Here is a 14,320-nt window from a genome sequence, read left to right as displayed (position 1 = left end):
CTTATGCCTCACCAAGGTATGCGCGGATCACGTCCGGGTTGTTGCGGATCTCTTCCGGCGTGCCGTTTGCCAGCGGCGTGCCCTGGTTTACCACGTAGATACGGTCCGAAATGCCCATCACCAGCTTCATGTCGTGCTCAATCAGCAGGATGGTAGTGTCGTGACTGTCGCGCAGCTCGGCAATCAGCTCGTCCAGCTCTTTGGTCTCTTTCGGGTTGAGCCCTGCCGCCGGTTCGTCGAGCATCAGGATTTCCGGCTGCGTCACCATGCAGCGCACGATCTCCAGACGACGCTGGTCACCGTAGGCCAGATTGCTCGCCTGACGGTTGGCGTGCTGCAGCAGGCCAATTCGGTCGAGCCAGGTGGCGGCGCGGTCAAGCGCTTCATCCTGCGCGCGGCGGAAGGCCGGGGTTTTCAGCAGGCCGGAGAACAGCCCGGTTTTCAGCTGCTGATGCTGGGCCACCAGCAGGTTCTCAATCACCGTCATCTCGCGGAACAGACGCACGTGCTGGAAGGTACGCACCACGCCCATACGGGCGATCTGCTGGCCCGGCAGCCCTTCCAGGTGCTGGTCGCGCAGCATGATGGTGCCGCCCGTCGGCTTGTAGAAGCCGGTCAGGCAGTTAAAGACCGTGGTTTTCCCTGCGCCGTTCGGACCAATCAGGGAGACAATCTCTTTCTTGTGCAGATCCAGATTCACGTTGTTGACCGCCAGCAGGCCGCCAAAACGCATCATCAGGCCGTTAACGGATAATAATGGCTGACTCATGCCTGCTCTCCTTTCGCTTGCCCGTTCTTCAGCTTCAGCTGTGGACGGGTCATCGGCAGCAGACCCTGCGGACGCCAGATCATCATCAGCACCATCAAACCACCCAGCATCAGCATGCTGTATTCGTTAAAGTCGCGCATCAGCTCGCGCGAGACCACCAGCAGGATGGCCGCGAGGATAACGGCAAACTGCGAGCCCATCCCGCCGAGCACCACAATCGCCAGCACAAAGGCGGATTCGGCGAAGGTGAACGATTCCGGGCTAACGAAGCCCTGACGCGCGGCAAACAGCGTTCCGGCGAAACCGGCAAACGCGGCGCTGATGGTGAACGCGGTCAGCTTGATGCGGGTCGGGTTCAGGCCCAGGGAGCGGCAGGCAATCTCATCTTCACGCAGCGCTTCCCACGCGCGGCCCAGCGGCATGCGCAGCAGGCGGTTGATCACGAACAGGGTAATCACCACCAGCAGCAGCGCCACCAGATAGAGCCAGATCACGCGGTCGGACGGGTCATACTTCACGCCGAAGAAGTTGCTGAAGGTATCCCAGCCGCCTTCGCGGGCGGTACGGCTAAATTCCAGGCCGAAGAAGGTCGGTTTCGGGATCTGGCTGATGCCGTTCGGGCCGCCGGTCACTCCGGTGTTGTTGAGCAGCAGGATACGGACGATTTCGCCGAAGCCTAAGGTCACAATCGCCAGGTAGTCACCGCGCAGGCGCAGCACCGGGAAGCCAAGCAGGAAGCCTGCAGCGGCAGAGACCAGCCCCGCCAGCGGCAGGCAGGTCCAGAAGCCGAGACCGTAATAGTGGTTCAGCAGCGCGAAGGTATAGGCGCCGATGGCGTAGAAGCCGCCGTAGCCCAGCACCAGCAGGCCCGAAAGCCCCACGACCACGTTCAGACCGAGACCGAGAATCACGTAGATCATGGTCAGCGTGGCGATATCCACGGTGCCACGCGACACCACGAACGGCCACGCCACGGCGGCCACCAGCAGCGCCACGAGGAACAGCTTCTGCTTAACCGTAGAACCGTCGATTGCCGGCAGGACGAATTTCGGCCCGGAGACGTTTTTCAGCGTCTTCTGGAACAGCGGACGCAGCAGCTGGAACAGGAACACTACGGCCGTGCCGATAAATACCCACTGCCAGCGGATGTCAGCTGCGGTATCGACAACCAGTTTGGTGCCATTCAGCTCAAGCTGGACTCCCATAAAGACGCTGGCCAGCACGAAGAACATGGCGGCAGAGAGCAGCGCCATTGCAAAATGCATCGGTTTCATACTTTCTCTACCTCCGGACGGCCCAGAATACCGGTAGGCATCACCAGCAGAACCAGAATCAGCAGGGCAAACGACACCACGTCTTTATACTCCGTGCTCAGGTACGCCGAGGAGAGCGCTTCGGCCACGCCCAGGATCAGGCCGCCGATCATCGCGCCCGGAATACTGCCGATACCGCCCAGAACCGCCGCGGTGAAGGCTTTCATCCCGGCCATGAAGCCGATGTACGGGTTGATCACGCCGTAGAACTGGCCGAGCAGGACACCCGCCACCGCCGCCATCGCGGCGCCAATCACGAAGGTCAGGGCAATCACGCGGTCGGTGTTGATGCCGAGCAGGCTCGCCATCTTCAGGTCTTCCGCGCAGGCGCGGCAGGCGCGTCCCATACGCGAGTAGCGGATGAACAGCGTCAGGGCGAGCATCGCAATAAAGGTCACGACCCAGATAACCAGCTGCATGGTGGTGATAGAGGCCGCGAAGTTTTCGCTGGCCCCCACAATCCACTGGCCGTTAAACAGGCTTGGCAGCGCCACGTCGCGCGAACCTTCGGTCAGGCTGACGTAGTTTTGCAGGAAGATCGACATCCCGATCGCGGAAATAAGCGCAATCAGGCGCTTGGAGCTGCGCACCGGCCGGTAGGCCACGCGCTCAATGCTCCAGCCGTAGGCGCTGGCAATCACGATCGCGCCGACAAACCCGGCGGCGACCAGCAGCCAGCTGCTGTCGATGCCCATCATCATCAGGGCGGCGATAATCATAAAGGAGACGTAGCTACCGATCATGTACACCTCGCCGTGGGCGAAGTTGATCATGCCGATAATGCCGTAAACCATCGTATAGCCGATGGCGATCAGCGCGTAGGTGCTTCCCAGCGTAACGCCGTTAAACATCTGCTGCAGGAAATAGAGAAACTGCTCGGACATATGCAAACCTTTTTATACCCGCCCGTCATGCCGGGCGGTGGGATAATTATTTGGCGGCCGAGGATGAACCGTCGGCGTGCCACTTAAAGACACCAAACTCAAATCCCTTCAGATCGCCTTTCTCATCCCAGTTCAGCGGCCCAATCACGGTGTTCGCCCCGTGTGCTTTTAAATCTTTCACCAGATCCAGCGGTTCTTTGCTGCCGGAGCGATCCAGCGCGGTGGCCAGAGACTGTATGGCCGCGTAGGTGATCCAGACGTACGGACCACTCGGATCTTTCTTCTGCGCCTTGAGCGCATCCACGATAGCCTTGTTGGCCGGATCCTGGTCATAGCGTTTTGGCATCGTCACCAGCATGCCTTCGGCAGAATCCCCCGCGATGTTTGACAGGGAGGCATTGCCCACGCCCTCTGGCCCCATAAACTGGGTTTTCAGACCGGTGGCGCGCGCCTGACGCAGCATCTGCCCCATCTCCGGGTAATAGCCGCCGTAGTAAACGAAGTCGATATTCTCTTTTTGCAGACGGGCAATCAGCGCGGAGAAGTCTTTCTCACCGGCGGTAATGCCGTCGAAGAAGACGATGTTCGCGCCGCCTTTTTTCAGGCCGTCCTGCACGGAGCGCGCCAGGCCTTCGCCGTACTGCTGTTTGTCATGAATAATAGCAATGCGCTGTGGCTTAACGGTCTCGAGGATGTATTTGGCGGCGGTGGGACCCTGCGAGGAGTCCAGACCGGCGGTACGCATAATGTGCTGGTAGCCGCGCTGGGTCAGTTCCGGGTTCGTTGCGCCTGGGGTGATCATCAGAATGCCTTCGTCTTCGTAGATATCAGACGCCGGCTGCGTGGAGGATGAGCACAGGTGGCCGATCACATACTGAATACCTTCGTTGACGATTTTGTTGGCGACCGCGACGGCCTGTTTCGGATCGCAGGCGTCGTCATATTCCACGCCCACCAGCTTGTCGCCTTTGATACCGCCCTTGGCGTTGATGTCTTTGATGGCCTGGCGCGCGCCGTTGAACTCCATGTCACCCCACTGGGCAACAGGGCCGGACATCGCGCCCACTACCGCAACTTTAATGTCGTCTGCCATAGCGGCATGCGAGATCGACAGTGCGACCATCCCCGCGATTAACGTCTTCGCGTTCCTTTTCATCTCTGAATCCCCATTCGTGATGTCGTGTTTATATTTTGTTTTATTATGGTTAAAAAGCATTCTGTACTTTTAATGAACAACGCTATTTTTACCAGTGCCTTTAATGGTTTAGCGCAGTTTTTTGTCAAAAACCAGACTAAAATCTCTATTTTTCAGGCGATTAAGCAAAGATAATATTCTAAAATCAGGCAGAGATAAACAAATAAAAGTGCAGTTTGCAGCATAAAATAACGGTACAAAGCGCCGAATAAATCACTACCGTTCAGGTTAAAATTCTGCTTATTTTTCGATCCATGTGTTTTCAAACTGCCCATCGCGTTGCCAAAAAACTAATCACCTGGTTAATGAGAATAAAAAGAGGAAGCCGCTGAGTGAATAAATTGAGTACACTGCCCCTACTCAATCTGATTTGGACAAGTGGCTAATGAAACTGACTATCGTGCGTCTGGTGACCTTTAGCGACCAGGATCATATCGACCTGGGCAAGATCTGGCCGGAATATTCCCCTTCGTCGCTGCGCGTTGATGAGACCCACCGCATTTATGCCGCGCGTTTTAACGAACGCCTGCTGGCAGCGGTTCGCGTAACCCTGAGCGGTACGGAAGGGGCGCTGGACTCGCTGCGCGTGCGTGACGTCACCCGTCGTCGCGGTGTGGGACAGTATTTAATTGAAGAAGTGATCCGCGAAAACCCGAGCGTGACCTCATGGTGGATGGCTGATGTGGGCGTGGAAGACCGCGGCGTGATGGCGGCGTTTATGCAGGCGTTAGGGTTTACGGCGCAGGAGAGCGGGTGGGAGAAGCGCTAAAAGAAAGCCGGGTGGCGGCTGCGCCTTACCCGGCCTACATTCTCCACTGTATTTTCCCAAGCATTTCGTGTTGCAGGAAGGCGGCAAGTTATGAAATCCCCGGGAGCTTACATAAGTAAGTGACCGGGGTTGAATAACGCAGCCAACGCACCTGCGGCGCGAAAGGCGACGGGAAAATTATTTGGCGTCTGTCGCCGTGCCGTTCGCATGCCAGTCAAACACGCCGAACTCGAAGCCCTTCAGGTCGCCCTTCGCGTCCCAGGAGAGTGGTCCCATGACGGTCTCGACGGTATTCGCTTTCAGCCAGGTGGCAATCTCAGCCGGATCGGCTGACTGGTTCAGGCCCGCCTGCAGAGACTGCAGCGCCGCGTAGGTGGTCCAGACGAACGCGCCGCTTGGATCCTGTTTCTTCGCCTTGATGGCATCTACGATAGGTTTGTTCGCAGGGACCTGGTCGTAGTTCTTCGGTTTGGTTACCAGCAGGCCTTCGGCTGATTCACCCGCAATGTTAGACAGGGAAACGTTCGCCACGCCTTCCGGGCCCATAAACTGGGTTTTCAGGCCCGCAGCGCGCGCCTGGCGCAGGATCTGGCCCATTTCCGGGTGGTAGCCACCGTAGTAAACAAAATCAATATTCTCTTTCTTCAGGCGCGCCACCAGGGTGGAGAAGTCTTTCTCACCGGCGGTGATCCCGTCGAAGAACACCACGTCGGCATTCGCTTTCTTGAGGTTATCCTGCACTGAACGCGCCAGACCTTCACCGTACTGCTGCTTGTCATGAACGATGGCAATGCGCTTCGGCTTCACTTTTTCAACGATGTATTTCGCCGCGGTTGGGCCCTGGTCAGAGTCCAGACCGGTGGTGCGCAGGGTCAGCTTGTAGCCGCGCGCGGTCAGCTCCGGTGCGGTCGCTGCCGGGGTGATCATCAGAATACCTTCGTCTTCGTAGATGTCAGACGCAGGCTGAGTCGAGGAAGAGCACAGGTGACCGATAACGTATTTGATCCCGTCGTTCACCACTTTGTTCGCGACCGCGACCGCTTGTTTCGGGTCACAGGCATCATCATATTTTACGATCTGCAGTTTTTCGCCCTTGATACCGCCCTTGGCATTAATGTCTGCAACCGCCTGCTCAGCGCCGGTAAATTCCTGGTCGCCGTACTGTGCTACCGGACCGGACATTGCGCCAACCACAGCCACCTTGATGTCTGCCTGTGCCATGGTGCTGAATGCCAACGCGATACATCCTGCCAGTAACGCTTTACCCTTCATGTTCATCCTGAGATTCCCCATTATTATGGTTATTACGATTGTTGTGATGTTGTTGTGCAGCGCTTTATGTCAGTTATAGGTGTGCTGTCCGCGCTTTTTCAGCATACTCTGCTAAAACATACCCGATTTTTATGATTTTGGAATAGCTAATTTGAAATGAATATATGATAAGCCCGGCAGGGATTTTCGCCGGGCATGTGGCTTTAACGTGTCAGCGACGCGGAGATAATGTCCAGCGCTTTACGGAACTGCGCTTCAGGGATAGTCAGCGGATACAGGAAACGAATGACGTTGCCGTAGACGCCGCAGCTCAGAAGAAGCAGCCCTTCCTGCAACGCACGCTCCTGCACCTGGCGGGTAAATTCCGGCGAAGGCTGACCCGTTTGCGGGTCGTTAAACTCAACCGCCACCATCGAGCCCTGCGCGCGAATGTCAGCGATATACGGGCAGTGTTCCTTCGCCTTATTCAGCACTTCCACCAGGTGGTGGCCAAGATGCGCCGAGCGCGTGCAGAGATCCTCTTCATCAATCACGTCGAGCACGGCATGTGCCGCCGCAATCGCCAGCGGGTTTCCGGCGTAGGTACCGCCCAGCCCGCCAGGGGCGGGTGCGTCCATCACCTCCGCACGGCCCGATACCGCTGAGAGCGGCATCCCGCCCGCCAGGCTTTTCGCCATGGTGATCAGATCGGGCTTCACGCAGTGGTGTTCCATCGAGAACAGCTTGCCGGTACGGGCGAAGCCGCTTTGCACCTCGTCGGCAATCAGCAAAATACCGTGGGTGTCGCACAGGGCGCGCAGCGCCTGCATAAAATCAGCTGGCGCAATGTTGAAACCGCCCTCTCCCTGAACCGGTTCGAGAATAATGGCCGCGACCTGGTCGGGTGCGATATCCGCTTTAAAGATGCGTTCCAGGCTTTTCAACGCTTCCGCCGTGCTGACGCCGTGCAGTTCATTCGGATACTGCGCGTGATACACCGAACCGGGGAACGGGCCAAAGCCGAGCTTGTACGGCGCAACTTTGCCGGTCAGCGCCATGGTCATAAAGGTGCGGCCGTGGAACGCGCCGCCGAAGGTGATAAGGCCGGGACGTTTGGTGTACGCTCGGGCAATTTTGACCGCGTTTTCGACCGCCTCAGCCCCCGTAGAGAAGAACGCGGTTTTGGCCGGACCGTCAACGGGCACGCGCTGGTTGATGCGCTCGGCAAGCGCCACATAGCCTTCGTACGGCACAATCTGGTACGCCGTATGGGTAAACGCGTGGAGCTGTTTTTCAATAGCGGAAATGACTTTTGGATGGCGATGGCCGGTATTCAGCACCGCGATCCCGGCGGCGAAGTCGATGTACTCGTTGCCTTCCACGTCCCACACCGTGGCGTTTTCAGCTTTATCGGCATAGAAGTTACACATCACGCCGATGCCGCGCGGCGTCGCCTGTAAACGCCGGTCGTTCAGTTCGTTATTTTTCACCCTGTCCCCCTGAGAAAGTCGCCTGCTTAGCGCATCAGTAAGTGTTTGCCAGGGGGAGGGAATTCGCCAGAGCGGGCGCTAAAAAAACAAAACCCCCGGACTTTCATCCAGGGGTTCTCGGTGTACTTCGCGAAAATTACGCTTCGATAGCGGCGCGAAGTTTTTTCATGGCGTTCTTTTCAAGCTGACGGACACGTTCCGCAGAAACGCCGTAGCGGTCGGCCAGCTCCTGCAGCGTGGACTTGTTGTCTTCGTCCAGCCAGCGGGCGCGAATAATATCCTGGCTACGCTCGTCGAGGCCTTCCATCGCATGGGTCAGCTTGTTCGCGGCCTGATCTTCCCAGTTATCCTCTTCGATGCCGTCAGCAAAGTTAGAGGTTTTATCCTGCAGATACAGAACCGGCGCCATTGGCTGGCTGTCAGATGCGTCGTCGTCGGAGGACATATCAAAGGTCATGTCCTGCGCGGCCATACGGGATTCCATCTCACGCACGTCTTTGCTGGTTACGCCCAGCTCGCGCGCCACCATTTCCACTTCATCCTGGTTGAACCAGCCCAGGCGCTGCTTGGCTTTACGCAGGTTGAAGAACAGTTTGCGTTGCGCTTTTGTCGTGGCGACTTTCACGATACGCCAGTTGCGCAGCACGTATTCATGGATTTCTGCTTTGATCCAGTGCACAGCGAAGGAGACGAGTCGCACACCCACTTCCGGGTTAAAGCGACGCACAGCCTTCATCAGGCCGATGTTACCTTCCTGAATCAAGTCCGCCTGCGGCAGGCCATAGCCCGCATAGTTACGAGCAATGTGAACAACAAAGCGCAGGTGAGACAGGATCAGCTTTTTCGCTGCTTCCAGATCGCCCTGGTAATGCAGCTTTTCAGCAAGCTCCTTTTCTTCCTCGGCCGTTAACATCGGCCAGGTGTTCGCAGCCCGGATATAAGATTCCAGGTTACCAACAGGGGCTAAAGCTAAAGTTTGCATTTCTTTGGTCATTCATTCCTCTCAATGTTTCTTCTGGTCCTGGTCGTCCCCGTCAGGCAACAACCATGCCAAAGCGTTTGAGCAACGAGATTAGCATTCACTCTTTTATCAGACAGTGATTTTATCCACAAGTTCCAGGTGCAACGGTGAATAAATTACGCACAAATTGTGACATGGAGATGATAACAGGGGAAGCGACAACAGGGACGCTTTCCCTGCAGAGCGAGCATCTCGGTGCAGGGAAAGATTATATCACGCTTTTATTAGTCGGGAGTAAAGTGACGTAAATGTTGAACGGTTGCCAGCCAGGCTGCCACCCACCCAATCATCGAGCAAACCAGCAGCAGCAACAGGCACTCATCGAAGCCTAAGCCACTGATATCAAACTTCGTTCCGAAAACCTGCGCCACTTCAGTGACGGCGGACGAAAGCCGCATCACCAAAATTTCTGACAATATCAGTGAAAGAAATGCACCGGAAAAACCGAGCAGTGCGCCACCGTAAAGGAACGGTCGGAGGATGAAACCATCCGTCGCACCAATCAGTTTCTGCACGTTAATGGTATCGCGACGGGCAAAGATGCTCAGGCGCACGCTGTTACCGATGACGAGGAAGACCGCCGCCACCATCAGCACGCCAATCATCGCCGCGACGCGTCCTACCAGCCCGGTCAGGGCAGCAAGGCGCGCAAACCAGCTGTCGTCCATGCGCACTTCATCAATGCCCTTAATGCGCGTGATGCGATCGCGCAGGGTGTTAAGCGAATCGGTCCCCTGGAAATCCAGCTTCGGGATCACCACCGCCACGGCGGGCAGCGGGTTCTCTTCGAGCATATCCAGCGCGCCGCCAAAACCAGACCAGTTACGGAACTCGCCCAGCGCGTCTTCACGTGAGAGATAGTTGACCTTCTCCACGCCCTGCTCGGCCTGGATTTGCCCAACCACCTGTGCCGCGGCTTTATCGTCGAGCGCTTTATCCATATAGACCGTGATCTGCGGAGACGGATAATACTGTGAGGCCGCCTGGTTGACGTTTTTATAGACCATATAGCAGACGCTTGGCAGCGTCAGGGAGATGGCGATCACCATCACCGTCAGGAACGTCGCCAGCGGCTTGCTTTTCAGATCCTGCAGCGCGCCGTGGAAGGCGTAGCGCACCTGCTCGTTAAACACGTTGGTTTTACGGGAGGCCGGTTTTGGCGCGGCCTTCTGGCGCTTCGGCGCATTACGATTGCCGTCACCACCGCCCTGCGGCTTACGGAAACGGTCAAACCGGTTTCCGAACTGCCGAATCTGGTTTATTGCATCACGCTTATTCACCGTGGCCTCCGTGCAAATGCCCGTCGCTCAGGGTCAGCATGCGGTACGAACGACGGGAAATGAGCCCGATGTCGTGCGTGGCCATCAATACGGTGACTCCTACGCGGTTGAATTCCTCAAACAGACGCAAAATCCCTTCGGACAGGGCATCGTCCAGGTTACCGGTTGGTTCATCCGCCAGCAGTACGGCAGGCTTGTTCACCACCGCGCGGGCGATGCCCACGCGCTGCTGTTCACCGCCGGAGAGCTGGATCGGGAAGTTCTTCGCTTTGTCCAGCAGCCCGACCTTATCCAGCGCCGCAGAGACGCGACGGCGGATATCGTCATAGCTGGCGCCGGCAATAATCAGCGGAATGGCCACGTTATCGAAAACGGTGCGATCCATCAGCAGGTGGTGATCCTGGAAAATCATGCCGATCTGACGACGCAGGAACGGCACTTCGCGGTTTTTCAGGCGGCTGATCTCATGGCCGCCGAAAAAGATTTTCCCGGCGCTTGGCCGCTCGATCCCACAGATAAGCTTGAGCAGGGTACTTTTCCCCGCGCCGGAATGGCCGGTCAGGAATGCCATCTCGCCCGGCTGCAGGTGGAATGTTACCCCCTGCAGCGCTTGTCTCCCACCGAGATAGGCCTTGCTGACGTGTTCAAAGCGAATCATTGTTAGTCCTCTCGGGCAAATAATGCCTCAATAAAGTCGTCCGCTTTAAACGGACGCAAATCCTCAATACGCTCGCCCACACCGATGTAACGGATAGGAATGCCGAACTGATCGGCCACGGAGAAGATCACCCCGCCTTTCGCGGTGCCGTCCAGCTTGGTCAGCGCGATCCCGGTCAGTCCTACCGCTTCAGTGAACAGCTTCGCCTGACTGATGGCGTTCTGTCCGGTGCTGGCATCAATGGTCAGCATAATTTCATGCGGCGCGTCTTCGTCCAGCTTCTTCATGACGCGAACGATTTTCTTCAACTCTTCCATCAGGTGCGATTTGTTCTGCAAACGCCCTGCGGTATCGGCAATCAGCACGTCCACGTTGCGCGCCTTCGCCGCCTGGATGGCGTCGAAGATCACGGACGCGGAATCCGCGCCGGTATGCTGGGCAATCACCGGAATGTTGTTGCGCTGGCCCCAAACCTGCAGCTGCTCAACCGCTGCCGCGCGGAAGGTATCGCCCGCCGCCAGCATCACCGATTTGCCCTGCTGCTCGAACTGACGCGCCAGCTTGCCGATGGTGGTAGTTTTACCCACGCCGTTCACGCCGACCATCAGAATAACAAATGGCGTTTTGCCTTCAATATTAAGCGGTTCGTCAACTTTTGCGAGAATTTCACCCATCTCGTCTTTCAGCAAACCGTACAGCGCTTCGGCGTCGCGCAGCTGTTTGCGGCTCGCCCCTTCGGTCAGATTGGCGATGATCTTACGGGTGGTTTCCACGCCGACGTCCGCAATCAGCAGCTGTTCTTCCAGCTCTTCGAAGAGATCGTCGTCGATCTTCTTGCCGCGGAACAGACTGATAAATCCGGAACCTAAGTTTTCTTTGGTTTTGAGCAGGCTGCGCTTCAGGCGCGCGAAGAAACCTTCTTTGGTCGGTTTTTCCTGCTCCTGGACGCTCTCTTCTTCCGGCTGTTCTTCAACCGGCACGACGATGACCGCCTCTTCCGCGGCTTCTGCCGCCAGCGCCTGGGCTTCCAGCTCTTCGTCGGTCAGTTCAGGCTCGAGTGCCGCTTCTTCTTCCACCGCCTCAACAATTTCAACGGTTTCCGCTTCCGCCTGCCACTCTTCGGCAGAAACCTCTTCGGCTTTCACCTCTTCCGGCAGCGGCAGCTCTTCGTGCTCGATAACGGCCTGCGGCGCTTCGGCAAGGGCCTCAATGACAACCGGCTCTGGCTTCTCGCTCTCCTGAACCTGTTCCGTGACCTCAACCACCTCTTGTGCAAAGGTTTCAATCTCTTCTTTGCTGTGCGCCGTTTCTTCCGCTTCGACAACCGCGGCGGTTTCTACAGGCGTTTCAGGCTGTGACTGCTCTTCAACGGCTTGTTGCTCTTCGGTTTTCTGTTCTGTTTCTTGCTCTTTTTCACCGAAGCCCAGCCAGGAAAAGAAGCCACGTTTTTTTTGTTTTGCCATCTGCGACTACACTCCTCGCGGCGCTATATACATGGAAGCTAAAAAAATGATGAAATAGTCTAACACTTTACTTAATTGACATCACCGCCCGCAATCGCAGGCCAATTGTTAACAGAGCTTTCCTGAGATGAAGAAACCCAACCGCGCCCCGGCCGGTCAAATTCGTATTATCGGCGGTCAGTGGCGAGGCCGGAAATTACCGGTGCCGGACAGCCCCGGTTTACGCCCTACCACCGACCGCGTGCGCGAGACGCTGTTTAACTGGCTGGCCCCGTCAATGGTAGACGCCCACTGCCTGGACTGCTTCGCCGGAAGCGGCGCGCTCGGGCTTGAAGCGCTGTCGCGCTATGCCGCCAGCGCCACGCTGCTGGAGATGGAGCGCGGCGTGGCGCAGACGCTGCAGCAAAATCTGGCGACGCTGAAGGCGAGCAACGCCAAAGTCGTGAACACCAACACGCTGAGTTTTCTTGCGCAGAAAGGCACGCCGCATAACGTGGTGTTTGTCGATCCGCCGTTCCGCAAGGGGCTGCTGGAAGAGACGTTATCCCTGCTGGAGCAAAACGGCTGGCTGGCGGATGACGCGCTAATTTACGTTGAAAGCGAAGTGGAAAACGGTTTACCGCCGGTTCCCGCCCACTGGGATCTGCACCGCGAAAAGGTCGCCGGCCAGGTCGCTTATCGTCTGTATCACCGTCAGGCACAAGGAGGCTCCGATGCCGGTACTGATTAACCTGGGACGTTTGCTGATGCTGGGCGTCTGGGCGTTTTTAATTCTCAACCTGGTACACCCCTTCCCGCGTCCGATGAATATTTTCGTTAACGTCGCGCTGATTTTCACGTCGTTTATGCACGCCCTGCAGATGGTGATGCTGAAAAACGGCCTGCCGAAAGACGGCCCGCAGATGACGGGCTGGCAGCAGCTGCGCGTGTTTATTTTCGGCGTGTTTGAACTGCTGGTGTGGATGAAGAAGTTTAAGGCGCAGGTGAAGAAGTAAGGCGCGGCCTGATGCCCTCACCCTAACCCTCTCCCACAGGGAGAGGGGACCGTTCGTGCATTATTCCGTCCTGAACCCTTCAAACCGCGACCCTTTGTAGCTCAGCGTTCCTTTCTCACCCACCATCAGCTGATGGTACTGCTGCGCCTCCAGGCGGAAGGTCATCTCCAGGCCGCCCGTTTCCGGTCTAAAGCTCGCTTCATAGCGCATTGCTGTGCCCGCAGGCGTCACCTGCTGCTGGCGCGAGCGGCGGTCGTTGAGCGGTTTCTCGCGTTTGTTGGTCACCACCACGCGCTTTTGCATCAGCGGTGCGGCATCGTTATCCGCCTTCTCGCGGCGCTGCTGCACGAAACGGAACGAGGCGGCAATGACGATAATCGCCACCACGATAATGAAAAAAAGCGGCATCTTGCTCATTCGACAATCCCATCAGATTTTGCGGAATTCAGGATACCTTGCCTCCCCCGCCATTGCCAAACGCCCGCCCGCGTCACTACACTGGATCAGAAACTGATTATTCAGACTTAACAGATACAGGGAGTTAATATGCTTTGGTCATTTATCGCTGTCTGTTTTTCCGCATGGCTTTATGTCGATGCGTCGTATCGCGGTCCCACCTGGCAGCGCTGGTTGTTTAAACCGGTCACGCTGTTGCTCCTGCTGCTGCTGGCCTGGCAAGCGCCGATGTTCAACGCCGTCAGCTATCTGGTGCTCGCCGGGCTGTGTGCATCCCTGATTGGCGATGCCTTAACCCTGCTGCCGCGCCAGCGCCTGCTGTACGCCGTTGGGGCGTTCTTCCTCTCCCATCTGCTGTATACCATCTACTTTGCCAGCCAGATGACGCTCTCCTTCTTCTGGCCGCTGCCGCTGGTGCTGCTGGTGATTGGCGCCCTGCTGATTGCGGTGATCTGGTCGCGTCTGGAAGAGATGCGTTTGCCGGTCTGTACGTTTATCGCCATGACGCTGGTGATGGTGTGGCTGGCGGGCGAGCTGTGGTTCTTCCGTCCGACCGCTCCGGCGATGTCCGCGTTCTTCGGCGCCGCGCTGCTGCTGATTGGGAATATCGTGTGGCTGGGCAGCCACTATCGCCGCCGCTTCCGGGCGGATAACGCGATTGCCTCCGCGTGTTACTTTGCCGGGCATTTCCTGATTGTGCGTTCGCTGTATATCTAAATAGCGCTTGACTCTGGAGTCGACTCCAGAGTGTATGCTGCGGTTAATGAGAAAATTAT

The 14,320-nt window shown here is 57.1% G+C and carries 15 protein-coding genes; 4 read left to right on the top strand and 11 right to left on the bottom strand.

Annotated features, from left to right (window positions below; genetic code table 11):
• Position 1: 1 nt before the first annotated feature.
• From livG to livK, 4 genes are read right to left on the bottom strand one after another with little or no spacing between them, the layout of a single operon-like run.
• Positions 2-769: a high-affinity branched-chain amino acid ABC transporter ATP-binding protein LivG gene (gene livG, locus ACERY3_RS20790; protein ID WP_023310024.1), complete on the bottom strand. Its 768-nt coding sequence runs from the start codon at positions 767-769 to the stop codon at positions 2-4.
• Positions 766-2,043, bottom strand: a complete 1,278-nt coding sequence (locus tag ACERY3_RS20785) for a high-affinity branched-chain amino acid ABC transporter permease LivM (protein WP_373226403.1) — start codon at positions 2,041-2,043, stop codon at positions 766-768. The genes livG and ACERY3_RS20785 overlap by 4 nt, the downstream gene beginning before the upstream one ends.
• Positions 2,040-2,966, bottom strand: coding sequence for a high-affinity branched-chain amino acid ABC transporter permease LivH (gene livH, locus ACERY3_RS20780; RefSeq protein WP_008500099.1), 927 nt, complete (start codon positions 2,964-2,966; stop codon positions 2,040-2,042). Before livH ends, ACERY3_RS20785 begins: the two co-directional genes overlap by 4 nt.
• A 46-nt stretch (positions 2,967-3,012) precedes the next feature.
• Complete coding sequence (gene livK / locus ACERY3_RS20775) at positions 3,013-4,122, bottom strand: high-affinity branched-chain amino acid ABC transporter substrate-binding protein LivK (RefSeq protein ID WP_373226401.1); 1,110 nt, start codon at positions 4,120-4,122, stop codon at positions 3,013-3,015.
• A gap of 424 nt (positions 4,123-4,546) precedes the next feature.
• On the opposite strand from livK, the gene panM reads away from it, so the two are divergent.
• Positions 4,547-4,930 (top strand): aspartate 1-decarboxylase autocleavage activator PanM, encoded by a 384-nt coding sequence (panM, locus tag ACERY3_RS20770; protein WP_023334145.1) that lies wholly within the window; start codon positions 4,547-4,549, stop codon positions 4,928-4,930.
• A 177-nt stretch (positions 4,931-5,107) separates the two neighbouring features.
• Here the strand turns inward: panM and livJ are convergent, their stop codons facing one another.
• From livJ to ftsY, 6 genes are all read right to left on the bottom strand, one after another.
• A complete protein-coding gene (gene livJ, locus ACERY3_RS20765; protein ID WP_072163886.1) occupies positions 5,108-6,208 on the bottom strand; it encodes a branched chain amino acid ABC transporter substrate-binding protein LivJ in 1,101 nt (366 codons plus the stop codon).
• Positions 6,209-6,405: 197 nt separating this feature from the next.
• Positions 6,406-7,671: a 4-aminobutyrate--2-oxoglutarate transaminase gene (locus ACERY3_RS20760; protein ID WP_029741816.1), complete on the bottom strand. Its 1,266-nt coding sequence runs from the start codon at positions 7,669-7,671 to the stop codon at positions 6,406-6,408.
• Between the two features lie 136 nt (positions 7,672-7,807).
• The gene (gene rpoH, locus ACERY3_RS20755) at positions 7,808-8,665 is read right to left on the bottom strand and encodes an RNA polymerase sigma factor RpoH (protein WP_023310018.1); all 858 of its coding nucleotides are present in this window, start codon (positions 8,663-8,665) and stop codon (positions 7,808-7,810) included.
• A 251-nt stretch (positions 8,666-8,916) separates the two neighbouring features.
• Positions 8,917-9,972 carry a permease-like cell division protein FtsX gene (gene ftsX / locus ACERY3_RS20750; RefSeq protein WP_373226399.1) on the bottom strand — a complete coding sequence of 352 codons (1,056 nt, stop codon included), beginning with the start codon at positions 9,970-9,972 and terminating at the stop codon, positions 8,917-8,919.
• Positions 9,965-10,630: a cell division ATP-binding protein FtsE gene (gene ftsE / locus ACERY3_RS20745; protein ID WP_025758973.1), complete on the bottom strand. Its 666-nt coding sequence runs from the start codon at positions 10,628-10,630 to the stop codon at positions 9,965-9,967. The genes ftsX and ftsE overlap by 8 nt, the downstream gene beginning before the upstream one ends.
• 2 nt (positions 10,631-10,632) lie before the next feature.
• Positions 10,633-12,093: a signal recognition particle-docking protein FtsY gene (gene ftsY, locus ACERY3_RS20740; RefSeq protein ID WP_373226397.1), complete on the bottom strand. Its 1,461-nt coding sequence runs from the start codon at positions 12,091-12,093 to the stop codon at positions 10,633-10,635.
• Positions 12,094-12,220: 127 nt separating this feature from the next.
• Here ftsY and rsmD point away from each other — a divergent pair, with 127 nt between their 5' ends.
• The gene (rsmD, locus tag ACERY3_RS20735; protein ID WP_023310014.1) at positions 12,221-12,823 is read left to right on the top strand and encodes a 16S rRNA (guanine(966)-N(2))-methyltransferase; all 603 of its coding nucleotides are present in this window, start codon (positions 12,221-12,223) and stop codon (positions 12,821-12,823) included.
• Complete coding sequence (locus tag ACERY3_RS20730) at positions 12,807-13,088, top strand: DUF1145 family protein (RefSeq protein ID WP_010436509.1); 282 nt, start codon at positions 12,807-12,809, stop codon at positions 13,086-13,088. Before rsmD ends, ACERY3_RS20730 begins: the two co-directional genes overlap by 17 nt.
• A gap of 60 nt (positions 13,089-13,148) precedes the next feature.
• On the opposite strand, the gene ACERY3_RS20725 is transcribed toward ACERY3_RS20730, so the two are convergent.
• Positions 13,149-13,505, bottom strand: coding sequence for a DUF2500 domain-containing protein (locus ACERY3_RS20725; RefSeq protein ID WP_373226395.1), 357 nt, complete (start codon positions 13,503-13,505; stop codon positions 13,149-13,151).
• A gap of 129 nt (positions 13,506-13,634) precedes the next feature.
• Between ACERY3_RS20725 and ACERY3_RS20720 the strand changes: the two genes are divergently transcribed.
• Positions 13,635-14,261 carry a lysoplasmalogenase gene (locus ACERY3_RS20720; RefSeq protein WP_023310011.1) on the top strand — a complete coding sequence of 209 codons (627 nt, stop codon included), beginning with the start codon at positions 13,635-13,637 and terminating at the stop codon, positions 14,259-14,261.
• The last annotated feature ends 59 nt before the right edge of the window (positions 14,262-14,320 follow it).

Origin of the sequence: Enterobacter cloacae complex sp. ESBL7 (assembly GCF_041679625.1) — a bacterium.
GTDB classification, from domain to species: domain Bacteria; phylum Pseudomonadota; class Gammaproteobacteria; order Enterobacterales; family Enterobacteriaceae; genus Enterobacter; species Enterobacter asburiae_B.
The sequence above is the reverse complement of the archived record's forward strand: the minus strand, read 5'-3'. Positions and strand labels throughout refer to the sequence as shown.

Excerpts from the sequence above, each read along its gene's own strand:
- livG (WP_023310024.1), bottom strand. The coding sequence starts at position 769 with ATGAGTCAGCCATTATTATCCGTTAACGGCCTGATGATGCGTTTTGGC.
- ACERY3_RS20785 (WP_373226403.1), bottom strand. The coding sequence starts at position 2,043 with ATGAAACCGATGCATTTTGCAATGGCGCTGCTCTCTGCCGCCATGTTC.
- livH (WP_008500099.1), bottom strand. The coding sequence starts at position 2,966 with ATGTCCGAGCAGTTTCTCTATTTCCTGCAGCAGATGTTTAACGGCGTT.
- livK (WP_373226401.1), bottom strand. The coding sequence starts at position 4,122 with ATGAAAAGGAACGCGAAGACGTTAATCGCGGGGATGGTCGCACTGTCG.
- panM (WP_023334145.1), top strand. The coding sequence starts at position 4,547 with ATGAAACTGACTATCGTGCGTCTGGTGACCTTTAGCGACCAGGATCAT.
- livJ (WP_072163886.1), bottom strand. The coding sequence starts at position 6,208 with ATGAACATGAAGGGTAAAGCGTTACTGGCAGGATGTATCGCGTTGGCA.
- rpoH (WP_023310018.1), bottom strand. The coding sequence starts at position 8,665 with ATGACCAAAGAAATGCAAACTTTAGCTTTAGCCCCTGTTGGTAACCTG.
- ftsE (WP_025758973.1), bottom strand. The coding sequence starts at position 10,630 with ATGATTCGCTTTGAACACGTCAGCAAGGCCTATCTCGGTGGGAGACAA.
- ftsY (WP_373226397.1), bottom strand. The coding sequence starts at position 12,093 with ATGGCAAAACAAAAAAAACGTGGCTTCTTTTCCTGGCTGGGCTTCGGT.
- rsmD (WP_023310014.1), top strand. The coding sequence starts at position 12,221 with ATGAAGAAACCCAACCGCGCCCCGGCCGGTCAAATTCGTATTATCGGC.
- ACERY3_RS20730 (WP_010436509.1), top strand. The coding sequence starts at position 12,807 with ATGCCGGTACTGATTAACCTGGGACGTTTGCTGATGCTGGGCGTCTGG.
- ACERY3_RS20725 (WP_373226395.1), bottom strand. The coding sequence starts at position 13,505 with ATGAGCAAGATGCCGCTTTTTTTCATTATCGTGGTGGCGATTATCGTC.
- ACERY3_RS20720 (WP_023310011.1), top strand. The coding sequence starts at position 13,635 with ATGCTTTGGTCATTTATCGCTGTCTGTTTTTCCGCATGGCTTTATGTC.